The 13,118-nt window shown below is 35.1% G+C and carries 14 protein-coding genes; 9 read left to right on the forward strand and 5 right to left on the reverse strand.

Annotation, left to right across the window (positions count from 1 at the left end):
• Window positions 1-46 precede the first annotated feature (46 nt).
• Complete coding sequence (cbpB, locus tag KGF86_RS08265) at window positions 47-502, reverse strand: cyclic-di-AMP-binding protein CbpB (protein WP_211741553.1); 456 nt, start codon at window positions 500-502, stop codon at window positions 47-49.
• Between the two features lie 468 nt (window positions 503-970).
• Window positions 971-1,738: a 2,4-dienoyl-CoA reductase gene (gene fadH, locus KGF86_RS08270; RefSeq protein WP_186868527.1), complete on the reverse strand. Its 768-nt coding sequence runs from the start codon at window positions 1,736-1,738 to the stop codon at window positions 971-973.
• A gap of 151 nt (window positions 1,739-1,889) precedes the next feature.
• Between fadH and KGF86_RS08275 the strand changes: the two genes are divergently transcribed.
• The 4 genes from KGF86_RS08275 (at window position 1,890) to KGF86_RS08290 (ending at window position 4,461) form a co-directional block, all read left to right on the forward strand.
• On the forward strand, window positions 1,890-2,741 hold the full coding sequence (locus tag KGF86_RS08275; protein ID WP_186868526.1) for a metallophosphoesterase: 852 nt from the start codon (window positions 1,890-1,892) through the stop codon (window positions 2,739-2,741).
• Window positions 2,742-2,808: 67 nt separating this feature from the next.
• Window positions 2,809-3,027 carry a hypothetical protein gene (locus KGF86_RS08280; RefSeq protein ID WP_186868525.1) on the forward strand — a complete coding sequence of 73 codons (219 nt, stop codon included), beginning with the start codon at window positions 2,809-2,811 and terminating at the stop codon, window positions 3,025-3,027.
• Window positions 3,028-3,305: 278 nt separating this feature from the next.
• Window positions 3,306-3,890 (forward strand): SCO family protein, encoded by a 585-nt coding sequence (locus KGF86_RS08285; protein WP_186868524.1) that lies wholly within the window; start codon window positions 3,306-3,308, stop codon window positions 3,888-3,890.
• Window positions 3,891-3,990: 100 nt separating this feature from the next.
• A complete protein-coding gene (locus KGF86_RS08290; protein WP_186868523.1) occupies window positions 3,991-4,461 on the forward strand; it encodes a YkyB family protein in 471 nt (156 codons plus the stop codon).
• A gap of 346 nt (window positions 4,462-4,807) precedes the next feature.
• On the opposite strand, the gene KGF86_RS08295 is transcribed toward KGF86_RS08290, so the two are convergent.
• A complete protein-coding gene (locus KGF86_RS08295) occupies window positions 4,808-5,170 on the reverse strand; it encodes a hypothetical protein (RefSeq protein ID WP_186868522.1) in 363 nt (120 codons plus the stop codon).
• A gap of 145 nt (window positions 5,171-5,315) precedes the next feature.
• Between KGF86_RS08295 and KGF86_RS08300 the strand changes: the two genes are divergently transcribed.
• A complete protein-coding gene (locus KGF86_RS08300; RefSeq protein WP_211741554.1) occupies window positions 5,316-6,203 on the forward strand; it encodes a DMT family transporter in 888 nt (295 codons plus the stop codon).
• A gap of 29 nt (window positions 6,204-6,232) precedes the next feature.
• Window positions 6,233-7,396, forward strand: a complete 1,164-nt coding sequence (locus tag KGF86_RS08305; RefSeq protein ID WP_186868520.1) for an aminotransferase A — start codon at window positions 6,233-6,235, stop codon at window positions 7,394-7,396.
• Between the two features lie 54 nt (window positions 7,397-7,450).
• Here the strand turns inward: KGF86_RS08305 and KGF86_RS08310 are convergent, their stop codons facing one another.
• A complete protein-coding gene (locus KGF86_RS08310; RefSeq protein ID WP_186868519.1) occupies window positions 7,451-7,624 on the reverse strand; it encodes an aspartyl-phosphate phosphatase Spo0E family protein in 174 nt (57 codons plus the stop codon).
• 180 nt (window positions 7,625-7,804) lie between these two features.
• Between KGF86_RS08310 and lepB the strand changes: the two genes are divergently transcribed.
• The 3 genes from lepB to KGF86_RS08325 all read left to right on the forward strand — a co-directional run bounded on the left by lepB (window position 7,805) and on the right by KGF86_RS08325 (window position 10,981).
• Window positions 7,805-8,329, forward strand: coding sequence for a signal peptidase I (gene lepB, locus KGF86_RS08315; protein ID WP_255488069.1), 525 nt, complete (start codon window positions 7,805-7,807; stop codon window positions 8,327-8,329).
• A 324-nt stretch (window positions 8,330-8,653) separates the two neighbouring features.
• Window positions 8,654-9,814 carry a zinc ribbon domain-containing protein gene (locus KGF86_RS08320; protein ID WP_211741555.1) on the forward strand — a complete coding sequence of 387 codons (1,161 nt, stop codon included), beginning with the start codon at window positions 8,654-8,656 and terminating at the stop codon, window positions 9,812-9,814.
• Window positions 9,815-9,835: 21 nt separating this feature from the next.
• Window positions 9,836-10,981, forward strand: coding sequence for a S1C family serine protease (locus tag KGF86_RS08325; RefSeq protein ID WP_211741556.1), 1,146 nt, complete (start codon window positions 9,836-9,838; stop codon window positions 10,979-10,981).
• Window positions 10,982-11,155: 174 nt separating this feature from the next.
• Here the strand turns inward: KGF86_RS08325 and KGF86_RS08330 are convergent, their stop codons facing one another.
• Complete coding sequence (locus KGF86_RS08330; RefSeq protein WP_211741557.1) at window positions 11,156-13,102, reverse strand: sensor domain-containing protein; 1,947 nt, start codon at window positions 13,100-13,102, stop codon at window positions 11,156-11,158.
• Between the last annotated feature and the right edge of the window lie 16 nt (window positions 13,103-13,118).

Raw genomic sequence — 13,118 nt, forward strand, 5'->3', positions numbered from 1 at the left:
ATTAAATTTAAAAAAAGTTCCTTTGCAGTTTTGCAAAGGAACCGTATTAACGACCTTGTTTGTTTTTTCCTGAATAAATATCTTTTCGTATTTCTTTCAAAATAGCTCTTCTTGTTAGTATGCCATCAAAATATCCTTCTCCATCCACAACACAGACAAACGGATAATCAATCAATGCCTTCAGCCCATCAGCTAATGTATCCTCTTTTAACACCCTAGGAACGTCTGTTACCATGACATCTTTAACTTGCAAATCTGATAATCGATCAATTTCAAAGCGTTCTAGTCCTAATATTTCATTTAATATCTTTGTCTTACCAATTGTACCTTCCAGTTTGTATGTGGAGTCCAATACTGGGACTGCAGAATATCCAGATTTGACTAAGACTAAGAGAGCATGCTCCAATGGATTATTCACTTGCACATGAGCCACTTTTTCAGAAGGTATCATCATATCTGCAATCGTTAATGCTGTTAATTCTTGATCTTGCAACAAACTCATTGTACCCACTCCTTAAAAAACTATAGTGCAATTTCAATTGCGAAGGGGCTTTCATTTCTTATCCTACTCTAATGTAATCATCACCTACATTAATTGTAACATACTATAAGTTGTTTTAGCATGTACAACATATCTTACTTCACAAAAATATAACGCTAAAAGCATTAACAACGTACCACTTTGAAAAATACTATGAAGCGAATGGCTCTTACGATAACAATGTCCGAAAACAAGTCAAATACTATCATAAAAAAGATATGATAATGTACTTAAATTCAGAGGAATGATAGAAGGGGCTTGAGAACCCCGGAAGCGAAAACGTAATAGTGGTTCCCTAATCCCATGACGACAGGGTAAGCACTCCAGTGTATAGTAAAACAGATCCTGTCTTCTTATTGAAAATACACCTATTTCTCCGGGGGCACTTCTGATATTCTGTCGTTTACTAATTTATCCTTCATCACTTTATTAAAAAGGAAATTTATTTAACCACTGTCCACCATCCATGGTCACGACCTCACCATTTATATACGATGCCTTTTCTGACAATAGGAATAATGCTAATTCAGCAATTTCTTCAGGCCTACCTAATCGTTTTAACGGCACAGATTCCAACGTACGCTTTGCAGCTTCTTCGGATAAGAACAACTTTTCAGCTCCACCAGTTCGCTCTATTGGTCCTGGAGCAATAGCGTTTACTCGAATCCCATATTTTGTTCCCCATTCAACTGCCAATGTTCTTGTCATATTTAGCACACCTGCTTTAGCTGCTGAGGAATGGATTACACCCGCTCCGGCATTCCATGCATAAGTTGCTACCATATTAAGAATGGAACCGTTTATTTTATTTTCTATCCAGTACTTTCCTACCTCACGACTACAATAGAACGTCCCATTTAAGACAATATCTATTACCGCATTCCAACCATTTATAGACAGTTCTTCTGCCGGAACGATAAAATTACCAGCAGCATTATTTACTAAATAATCAACTCTTCCAAAATGAAGTACTGTATCCCTTACCATTCGTTCTACATCTTCTGGGCTCCGAACATCCATTGGAACAACTAGAAGTTCCCCTTTTGCAGTTTCTGTTAATTCTTCCCGAACGATATCAAGCTTCTCTTTCGTTCTACCTGTTAGGACAACATTTAACCCCTCGTCTGCAAACTTTTTTGCCATGTACTTTCCCATACCACTTGAGCTACCCGTTACGATTACCGTTTTCGTATTCAATTTTTTACTCCCCCTTACTTAATTCTTTATCTCTATAGTATTTCCATTTATCAAAAAAGTCAAAATACCATTTTTTGTATTATCATGTCATACGTATTTTTGGAATAGGTATGTTATAATTTAAAAACATTATGTTCACGAAGGTGAAAGTATGAATAGAAGATCTTTTATAAAAAAACTATTAGCTGGTTCCCTTGCATTTTTTGGCATTAGTGGAGGTACATATTATTACGCAAGAAATGTTGAACCGGCATTGCTTACCGTACATAAAGAAACCATCCAATCCAAGAAAATACCGTCCTCATTTGATGGATTTAAAATCATTCAATTTTCCGATACGCATATTGGATTTCATTATACGCTTGATCAATTTCAAGAGCTAGTTAAGAAAATAAACGCTTTAGAACCCGATTTAATTGTTTTTACCGGTGATCTAGTAGATAAACCGAATCAATATAATTGGAATCCAAGACTTACTAATCTATTAAGTTCATTACATGCACCAAAGGGTAAGTTCTGGATATACGGCAATCACGATCATGGTGGCTACGGAACAGAAATTGTAAAAGAAGTCATGGGACAAGCCAATTTTCAATTATTAAAAAATAGTCACCATACCATCGAACAACAGGTTGACCGAATCCTTATCGCTGGAATCGATGATGTTATGCTTGGACAGCCAAATCTTTCTAAAACATTAGAAAATACCAACCCTGATTTATTTACGATCCTTCTAGCCCACGAGCCTGATATTGCAGATAAATCAATGGAATTCCCTGTCGATGTTCAACTATCAGGTCATAGTCATGGCGGACAGGTTAGACTACCTTTTGTTGGTCATCTTTATACACCGTTATACGCGGAGAAATATGTAGAAGGAAAATATAGATTTGAATCTAGTAATCTCGACTTATATGTAAGTAGAGGCATTGGTACAACACGACTACCTTACCGGTTCCTTTGCAAACCAGAGATCACGTTGTTTACTTTAAAAACACAATAACCAGGCTCTTTCATACGGACAAATGCATATATTGTTATTAGTCCATTGATGAAAGGGAGCGTTATAGATGACTACTCCATCTCTAGATTTTGAGTACTATACTGTAAATAATACAAACCAACTAGATGAACGATTTTTCCCAATTGTTCCATTTCTAACCGGTTTAGTAATTGGACCATTATTATATCAAGCATTCAATCCATATTACAGCTATCCATATCCTCTACCATACCCAGTACCCGTTCCTTATTATAATAGTTATGGGTATGGTACAAGTTATTATTAGCTTCAATAAGTTATAATCTATAATAGATGGATTAGGCTTACTGATGACCTAAACCACACTTGGTGGCTAGAATTCAAACAGTGCTATGATAAACTGGATATAAACTAATGAGACCATAAGAAGTCCTACATCCAGTATAGGTCAGCAAGAATTCTAGCTACTCAACCCTATAGTTTATGCATCCTCTTGCTAGCTGTAACAGTTTATTCATAGTTTTCTTCACCTTTCCATGTTAGAATAAATGAAGATTGAATTTACATACAGTGGAGGATAATTACATGTTTAAAAAAATTCCCTTGTTCGTGCTATTTGGTTCCATTCTCTTGTTAGCTGCATGTGGCGGCAAACCTGAAGGTGATTTCTCTATAGACGTAAAGGACTTTACCTACACAAACCAAGATGGTGAACAAGTAAGTAAAAATGATTTTGAAGGTAAAATCTGGATTGCCGATTTCATTTATACAACCTGCTTAACCGAATGCCCTCAAATGACCTATAACAAGCAAAGAATTGAAAAGGCTTTAAAAGAAGAAGGTATTGAGGAAGTTGAATTTGTTTCCTTCAGTATAGATCCTGAAGTTGATACACCTGAAGTACTAAAAGAATATGGAGAAGTCCGGGGAATTGATTTCGCAAATGGTAATTGGACGTTTTTAACCGGTTATGATTATGATACGATTAGGGAATTTGCGGTTTCCTCTTTTAAGACAATTGCTGAGGATATGAATGATGGTACATATGCACATGGTGTATCATTAACTATTGTAAACCCTGAAGGAAAAGCTATTAAGCAATATAATGGAATGTATTTAACAGAAGAAGAAATTGAAGAAGTTGTTGAATTCATTGATAGCATGTTATAAGAAGCCGAGACCCGGCTTCTTCATTTATTAATTGAAAGTGGACAAGCTTTGCGATACTATAAAAAGAAATACAAGAGGAAGATGGAAAGGAGGTTTGTCGATGCCAAATAGTGAAACGGTTTCTTTGCGTGATTTGGCCAGAGCTATTTATACGGTTAATCGTCATGCCAAAACTGCTCCCGAACCACAACATCTATACTTCATTAAGAAAGAAACCATTAAACAATTATTAAAGGAAAAACGGGCAAAAAAAATCGGGTTGCATTTCTCCGATCATCCCAAACTTAGTAACCAGCATTCAACCCTCTTAGTTAAGGTGGATGACTATTACTTTCATATCCCTCCAACGAAGGAAGACTTCCAGGAACTTAAACATTTAGGATCACTCGATCAAAATTATCGAAATCCCCAAACAAAAATGTCATTATCACAAGCAAAGAAAATAATCTATCAATATATTGACTATAAACCAGTCAATCATAAGCAAAAAAGAAGACAATACAATTCCTCTTACTTTACGCCGTCTTCTTTAGGTAAAATGGAATGGCCACCTAAGAAAAACTTTCGATGAGTTTATAATATCCATAAACAGAGCAATCCTCATAGTGAGAACTATGAGGATTTTTGGTTTCGTTGGATTTAGCATAACTTTTAGAAAATATGATTTGATAATAGAATTTATTAATTTATTCTTTACGAGCAGGCCAAACTAAATTTCGCGCGGCTTTACTTACCTTTCGCGCGACAAAAACTACACTTCGCGAGTCCTTGCCACTCCCGCGCGATTTCTGCCTCCTGACGCGCGATTTCTCTTCTTCCCCGCAACTTCTGCCTCCTGTCGCACTATTGTTTTACTTTCCGTACGACATCCTCCACCGCACGCGCGAATATAGTGCTCCCTATGTAACACGTCTCTTCTATACTTTCTTCCTCCTCTGTTTCATTCCCTTAAATACATGCATTACACATAACACAAGACCGAATATCGCTAATACTTGTAAGGAGATTTTAAACAATTCATAAGTTAACATTTCTATATCGCCTATAAATAACACCACTATAAAGAAAATGACGATAAATGCTAGACCGCTTAGTATGTAATTTAATAGCCTTTCAGATTTTAATGATATGAGAATTAGAGCAATTGGTCGTATAATAAAATAACAACCTAGAATTCCCAAAAAAATGAACAGCGTAAAAAAAGCCTCTTCTGATATTCCAAAAGATTGTAATTGTGATATATTGATCCAATTTATTCCCCAGATATATTCCATCAACATCTACCATTCACCTCTGCACCCTCTATTATTATCCATTCTAAACGAACTATGAGAAAACTATACTCCCCTTCTCTTATTTAGCTTATTTTTCACTAATTTTGCTATAATTGATATAGTAATGAATCATGTAGAGGTGGTATGATGGTTGAATAAAGCAGTTATATGGATAATAGTAGGTGCAGCATTATGGGGGACCATTGGTTGGTTTGTAAAGAATTTATATATGTACGGTTTTACACCAATGGAAGTTGTCACACTTCGAGTAACATCAACTGCTATTCTTTTAGTAAGTTATGTATTATATCATTCTCCTAAAGCATTAAAACTACATTCTTTTTCAGATGTAAAATACTTCATCGGTACAGGGATTTTTAGTATTATATTTTTTAATTACTGTATGTTCATGGCCATTGATTTATCTACCATTCCAATTGCAACAGCTTTACTTTATACGGCTCCTGCCTTTGTTACCATCTTATCTTTTTTCTTATTCAAGGAAACTTTCACAAGTCGAAAAGTACTCTCCCTGATGGGCACTATAGCTGGAACAAGCTTCGTAGTTGGACTGTTACCTAGCAATTTAAGTGCCATCCCATATCAAAGTATTCTATTTGGAGTTGGCTCTGGTATTGGATATGCTTTATATAGTATTTTTAGCAAATACGCGTTAACCAAATATACTAGTCTAAGCATAACAGCCTTTACATTTATTATTGCTACCGTTACATTATTACCGTTCTTTCCCTATAGTGAAAAGCTAACAATATTAACGGAACCGGCGGTGCTTTTTTATGCGTTTGGACTAGGACTTTTTCCAACGGCTATTGCGTATATTGTCTATACACACGGCTTGAAAAAAACCGAAGCATCTAAGGCATCTATTCTATCAACCATTGAGCCGGTAGTTGCAACTTTTATCGGCATTTTAGTATTTCATGAATCGTTTACATTTGTACAGATGTTAGGTATGGCGCTTATTATAAGTTCGGTTATTCTCATGCAAACCAACCCAAGAAAATCTTTACAAACTTAACTAATCATCAAACAACCTGGAGGAAGACCATGGAGCATTTATTAAATCAACAAGTTAAAACAATAGAAATATCTGGAATACGAAAGTTCTTTAACATGGTAACAGATGTTGAGGATGTTGTGTCACTTACGATTGGGCAACCAGACTTCTATACCCCCGAACATATAAAGGAAGCTTCTATTAAAGCAGTAAAAACTAATAAAACGACCTACACGAGTAACGCTGGCATTATCGAATTAAGAAGGGCAATAGCACATTATTATGAAACGAATTATCATGTTAGCTTCCATCCCGAAGATGAAATCATCGTTACTACGGGAGCATCCCAAGGGATAGATATTGTGCTTCGAACTATTTTAAATCCGGGTGACGAGGTAATACTCCCTGCTCCCATCTATCCTGGTTATGAGCCATTGATTACACTGGCAGGAGCGAAAACGGTTCATGTTGATACTTCTAACCACCAATTTAAAATGACGAAGGAGCTATTAAAGCAAGCTATAACAGATAACACAAAATGTATTGTTCTCCCCTATCCATCTAATCCTACTGGAGTCTCTTTAACTCATTCAGAATTAAAAGAGCTCGTAGACGTATTAAAAGACAAGAATATATTTATACTAGCTGATGAGATATATAGTGAATTAGTTTATGATTTTGACCATACATCAATTGCGAGCTTTCAAGAAGTTGCAAATCGTACAATAGTCATTAACGGCGTTTCCAAATCTCATTCGATGACTGGATTTAGGATAGGTTATGTCCTTGCACCGAGATGGCTTACCGCACATCTATTAAAAGTTCATCAATACAATGTTGCTTGCGCCTCTTCTATCAGTCAATACGCAGCCTTGGAGGCCTTAACACACGGAATTGATGATCCTCCAAAAATGAAAGAGGTTTATGTAAAAAGAAGAGATTATGTATATGATCGTTTTTCTAATATGGGGATTTCTGCTAACAAACCGAACGGAGCTTTCTATTTATTTCCGAATATTTCAAAGCCTGGTATGTCCTCCTTGGAATTAGGGGTAGACATAGTTAGAAAAGGGAAAGTAGCATTAGTACCAGGGGGAAGTTTTTCAGAGTATGGAGAGCAGTATATGAGGTTATCTTACGCATATGATTTCACCACTTTAGAAAAAGGCCTCAATCGTCTTGAGGAGTATTTCTATCGATATATTAAAGGCTAAGTTTAGATGGGATATTCATCACTTAGGATATCCCTCCTATTAGCCACTTTATCCTTATCTGGTCATATTCTTTTCATTTTTCACTTTTTCATAGATATTTAATAATCGATCTAGCTCTTGACTAAGTGCTATGGATTCTAAACTTGTTATTCCTTGCGTTAAGGCAACAGAACTCATTTTATTACGTAATTTTTCTATTTCTTTTAGGAGCTTGTCTGTTTCACACAAAATTAACAAAACCTCCTTTTCTATTTCTATTAATTTAGCATAAATAGGCTTTTTTTAACAATGAAATACCAACTCTTTTTTAAGTATCAAAAATTTACACTGATTTACCTTTATTCTTGCTATAATAAATATAGCTGAAATACATAATAGAACTTTTTTTAGTTGAAAGGAATGTCTTCTTTGACCGAAGTAAAACAAAAAAATGAATGGAAAGAATGGGGCAAAGCAATATTAATTGCCGTTGTTCTAGCCTTCTTATTACGCACATTTGTATTCGCAACTTCCATCGTAGAAGGTGATAGCATGGACCCTACGCTTCAAGATGGAGAGCGTGTTATATTTAATAAATTTGTTTATTTGATTAACGAACCAAATCGTGGAGACATTGTAATTATTCATCGTCCTGAGAAGAATTACGTAAAAAGAATTATAGGGTTACCTGGTGAAACAATTGAGATTAAGGACCATAAATTATACATCAATAATAAGCTTCATAATCAAACGTTTCTAACAGAGGATGCTAAGAATCACACGGGTAATTATGGTCCGATTACAGTACCAAAAGGAAGATATTTTGTTATGGGGGATAACAGGTCCATCAGCAAAGATTCAAGAAATGGGCTTGGATTTATCATGGAAGATGAAATTATCGGTAGATCTGAGTTTATCTTTTATCCCTTTAATGAAATAGCGAAAACACGATAAACCATAATTATGAAATATGGAAGGTTGTCTTTTTAGTACATGGGCTAAAAAGACAACCTATTTTTTGTTTATTATTTCTCGTTATCTAATATACAGCTTCCAATAAAGTACAATAAAATTACAAAACATAATATACCAAAGTATGTTTCAAACATAGTGAAGCACCTCCTAGAATTTATTATATGTATTATTTCACTATTATAAAAATACACTAGCCTTTTATATCATACCACATATGCCCCCTAATTAAAGAGAAATGTGATAAGATATATGTAAAAATAATGACGAAGTTAATCGAAATAAAAGAGAAAGCAGGTGAATATTTTGTTGCATTGCCCAAAATGTGGCTCCATCGTAAAAGAAGAGGAATTATACTGTGTAAGCTGTGGTGTAGAATTACCTAATGATATTCACTTACGTTCTATAAATAATAAGAAATTCAATAAAATATGGTTTATACCAATCATAACCATCTTCATCACGTTATTAGCCAATAATCTTTTTTATAATTTTCTACAAAATCAATCCTCACAAGCAATAAAGCATTACGAGCTTGGAGCGAAGAGTCTTGAAGCAGGAGACTATGAAGCAGCAAACATGTATTTTACACTTGCCTTGAAAGAAAAGCCAAATTTTAATCAAGGTGAAGTTGCATTAGAGTTTATTCAAAAAACATCCGATATTACCTCTTTATTAGAGGAAGCTAATCAGGAATTAGAGAATAATGAATTTCAAACTGCACTTACTTTAATTAGTCAAGCAGAATCATCTTTAACAAACTTCAATGGAATAGCAACCACTGATCTAGTAGATGAGATAGTATCTTTTCGTGATCATGTTAAAATCGAACAACTGAAAAGCATATTGAATCAAAATCCATCTGTTGATGAGTTGAAGGTATTACTTTGGGAAGCAGATGCGATAAAAAACAATGAAGCAACGGAAATCACTGACACTATCCGGAACCAAATCGTTGAATTCATCTTCACAGAAGCCAGTAAACAACTAAGCGAAAATCAGTTCAGTGATGCTTTATTTATAGTGGATGACGGGCTAAAGTATGCCCCAAATTCAGAAAAGCTCCAAAGTCTTAAAACAACAATAGAGAAAGAGAAGGTTTCATTTGAGGTTACACAACAGCAGCGTATTCAACAGGCAATCGATACAGCTGAAGAGGAACGAGAAATGAACGAAACAGATGCTATTGAATTAACATCAATTAAACTGGAAAATGATGACCATGGGAACTTAGTAGTTAAAGGTGAAGTAACGAGTGTGGCAACCATTCCAATTAGTTCCATTCAAGTTGAATATTCCCTACTGACGAAGGATACAGAATTTCTCTCGAATAGTGTTTACGTTTATCCAGATACTCTATATCCTAATGAAAATGGAAAATTTGAATTTACCCATTATGATATAGGCAAGGATGTTAAGAAATTCGATGTCAAGGTATCCAAAATCACCTGGTATACAAATTATTAAATACTCTATTGGAGTGAAACTATGTTACAAAATAAAAGAAAATTCCCGATAATCATTACGACTATTATAATCGTTATTGGTATTGCTACGTCAATTTATCTTTATATATCTTGGCAATCAGAGCCATTAGTAATAAATAATCCTGCCATTAGTAAAGTGCAAACTGACAATGAAACGGTTGACTTAAAGACGATTATTCACGAGGCAGAGAAAAATGTCGTCCAAATTGAAGCTAAGAATGATTCCCAAACCCTAACCGGTTCAGGATTTCTTTATAATGAAAAAGGCGATATCATAACAAATGCACACGTTATTAAACAGGCAGATACAATATATGTCCGAACTGCCAATGCCCGTGTCTACCCTGCTGCTGTCATTGGAATCGGTGAAGAAACCGATATAGCGGTTATACGTGTACCTCAGCTAGCAGGGGAAAAAGGTCTCTCTATAGAGAAAGATCAATTAGCTGAACTTGGTGATGAAGTAATCGCGTTAGGAAGCCCTCATGGATTTCAAAATACCGTTACACTTGGCATTATCTCAGGTAGTGAACGTAACTTCTATGTAGAAGGTTACGATTATAAAAATGCCTATCAAATCTCTGCTCCAATCACACATGGTAATAGTGGCGGTCCCTTAATTAATCGCAACAGTGGCAAAGTGATTGGAATAAATTCTGTTGGAACTGAAGACGGAACCATTGGCTTTAGTATACCTATTGTTGATGTCATTCAAGAGATTGAAGGCTGGTCAAAGGAAGCTCAAAATAGTGAATTGACCTATACAAGTACAGAGGATTTACTTAATTCGATTAATCCCGAGCAAATGAAGCAGGATGCGGAATATGTGATGGAGTACTTTATCGATAGTATTACGATTCGCGATTATGTCGCTGCATATTCACTACTCGGTGATTCCATTCAATCTACGACCTCTTACGCTAGTTTTCGTGAAGATTATATCCAAATAGTAGATGTTAACTATACCCACCAGTCGACTTCTATTTTGGATAGCAATCATGCATCTGTTCTAGTAGATGTTACATTAACCCAAAATAAACCAAACGAAGAGGAACAGTTAGAAGAACAAATCCAATATGAATTTACCATCGGGTATGAAAATGACCAGTTGAAGATTATAGGAATTGACTATCAAGAACAAGATTAATCATAAGAAAAAACAGCACAATCACTCCTCTTCTAACGATTGTGTGTGTGTTAGTTTTTTCTTATGATCCAGCTTTCGGAATGTATTTTTTTTACTTTCCTATCTATCAAGAAGGAAGACCACGGAGCTCTTTAATCATGATCACGAAGCTCCGAGGTCTTCCTTCTATCTTAATCACCCTAGAAACGGTGTTAGTTTTTTTGGTGGTAGAGGCCTACTAAAGAGATATCCTTGCATTTCATCACATCTTTCACTTGTCAGAAAATCCAATTGTTCCCTCGTTTCAACCCCTTCAGCAATCACCTTCATATTCAAGGAGTGGGACATATGGATAATCGATTTTACAATTGCTTGATTTTCCTTCTTTTGTTCATCTAAAAACATTTTATCTATTTTTAATTTTGTAATTGGAAAAACACTCAAATACTTAAAAGATGAGTAACCAGTTCCAAAATCATCTATTGAAACGAGAACACCTAGCTTTCTAAGTGCATGTAACGTCTCTAATATTTCTTCTTCATTGGACATGGCCATTCTCTCTGTTATTTCTAGTTCTAAATACGAAGGCTCCAGGCCCGTTTCATCTAAAATATCGTTAATCTTCTCAACTAAATTACGTTGGTAAAACTGTTTAGCAGATAAATTAACACTTACTGTGATTGGCTTATATCCCTTGTCTTGCCATTCTTTGTTCTGACGACATGCTTCCGATAATACCCAATCCCCAATATCAATAATTAATCCTGTCTTCTCAGCCAATGGTATAAACTCACTCGGACTTATAAATCCCTTCTCCGGATGGTTCCATCTGATAAGCGCCTCTAGACCAACAACTTCATTCGTTAGTAGATTTATTTGGGGTTGGTAATGCAATTCAAACTGTCCTTCTTTTAAGGCCCGTCTCAGTTCTGCCTCCATCGTTAACATTAATTTAAAATTCTCTGAGATAGTAGAATCAAATATATTGTAATAATTCCGATGTCGTTCCTTAATTACATACATAGCAGAGTCTGCATGTTTAATTAAATCAGAAGCTGTTAACCCGTTATCCGGAAAGATGCTAATCCCAATACTGACAGTAGTATATATTTCATAATCATCTATCGTGATCGGTTTTTCAAATTCAGCAATTAGCTTTTCAGCAAAATCAATTGCATCTTCTTTCTCTGTATGCCGTTGAAGAAGTAAGAATTCATCCCCCCCCATTCTAGCAAGAAACGTATCCAATTGCTGGAATAATTTCAACCGATTCGCACAAGCCTGCAAAAGCTTATCGCCAAACGAATAACCTAAAGTATCATTAATTTCTTTAAAATAATCCAAATCTAAGAAGAAAACTGCGACTTTTTCTTCTTGTTGTTCGGCTTGTATAATAGCATCTTTTAACACTTTATTAAAAAAATTTCGATTAGGTAAATCGGTTAACTCATCATAATAAGCCATATACTCAATTTTATTTTCTGCTTCAATTCGTTCCGTTATATCTTTCACACTAGCAGCACGTATAATCTTACCATTCTTATAATAAGGGTATTCGACCATTTCAATATAAAATAATGTTCCATCCTTGCGTACACCTTTTAATTCAAGTACACCATTAATAGTAACCAAATCAGTCTCGATAAGCTTTCGATAGCTCTTTGCATCGATTAATTGATCCATCGTTTTCCGTTTCAATTCTTCTATTTGATACCCAAACATCGTAGCAAACGTGTCATCACAATCTATAATAGCTCTTTTCCCGTATAAAACGATCCCCTCTACGGAGTTATTCGAGATTTGATTAATATAGCGTTTAATTTCATCTGCTCGATTCCTGATGGACAATTCATCAAGAATCAAACAATAGAGATTTTCGTTTACTTGAAGTGATTTAACTTCTAATAATTTTCCCTTTTCTGTTTTCATTTCCATTAACAAGTGAGATTGAGAAGCATCCAACAATAATCTAAAATCAATGTAATCTTCGATAGAATTACTAATTATCTGTTCTTCATTCAATAAGGTATATGCCTTTAGATTACCTTCAATAATCATTCCATCCTTGCTTACAAACACAATTGCCTCTTTAAAAAAAGATAATATTTGGCTATTTAATGGCATGGTAAGCTGCTCACTCATTTGATTTCTCCTCACT

This window comes from Ornithinibacillus massiliensis (genome assembly GCF_018310345.1).
In the GTDB taxonomy this organism is placed as follows: domain Bacteria; phylum Bacillota; class Bacilli; order Bacillales; family Amphibacillaceae; genus Ornithinibacillus; species Ornithinibacillus massiliensis.

Bases quoted from the DNA above. Each gene is read 5' to 3' on its own strand.
- KGF86_RS08295 (WP_186868522.1), bottom strand. From the start codon at position 5,170: ATGTTGATGGAATATATCTGGGGAATAAATTGGATCAATATATCACAA.
- KGF86_RS08285 (WP_186868524.1), top strand. From the start codon at position 3,306: ATGTTTAAAAAAATTCCCTTGTTCGTGCTATTTGGTTCCATTCTCTTG.
- KGF86_RS08280 (WP_186868525.1), top strand. From the start codon at position 2,809: ATGACTACTCCATCTCTAGATTTTGAGTACTATACTGTAAATAATACA.
- cbpB (WP_211741553.1), bottom strand. From the start codon at position 502: ATGAGTTTGTTGCAAGATCAAGAATTAACAGCATTAACGATTGCAGAT.
- KGF86_RS08305 (WP_186868520.1), top strand. From the start codon at position 6,233: ATGGAGCATTTATTAAATCAACAAGTTAAAACAATAGAAATATCTGGA.
- KGF86_RS08275 (WP_186868526.1), top strand. From the start codon at position 1,890: ATGAATAGAAGATCTTTTATAAAAAAACTATTAGCTGGTTCCCTTGCA.
- KGF86_RS08325 (WP_211741556.1), top strand. From the start codon at position 9,836: ATGTTACAAAATAAAAGAAAATTCCCGATAATCATTACGACTATTATA.
- KGF86_RS08290 (WP_186868523.1), top strand. From the start codon at position 3,991: ATGCCAAATAGTGAAACGGTTTCTTTGCGTGATTTGGCCAGAGCTATT.
- KGF86_RS08330 (WP_211741557.1), bottom strand. From the start codon at position 13,102: ATGAGTGAGCAGCTTACCATGCCATTAAATAGCCAAATATTATCTTTT.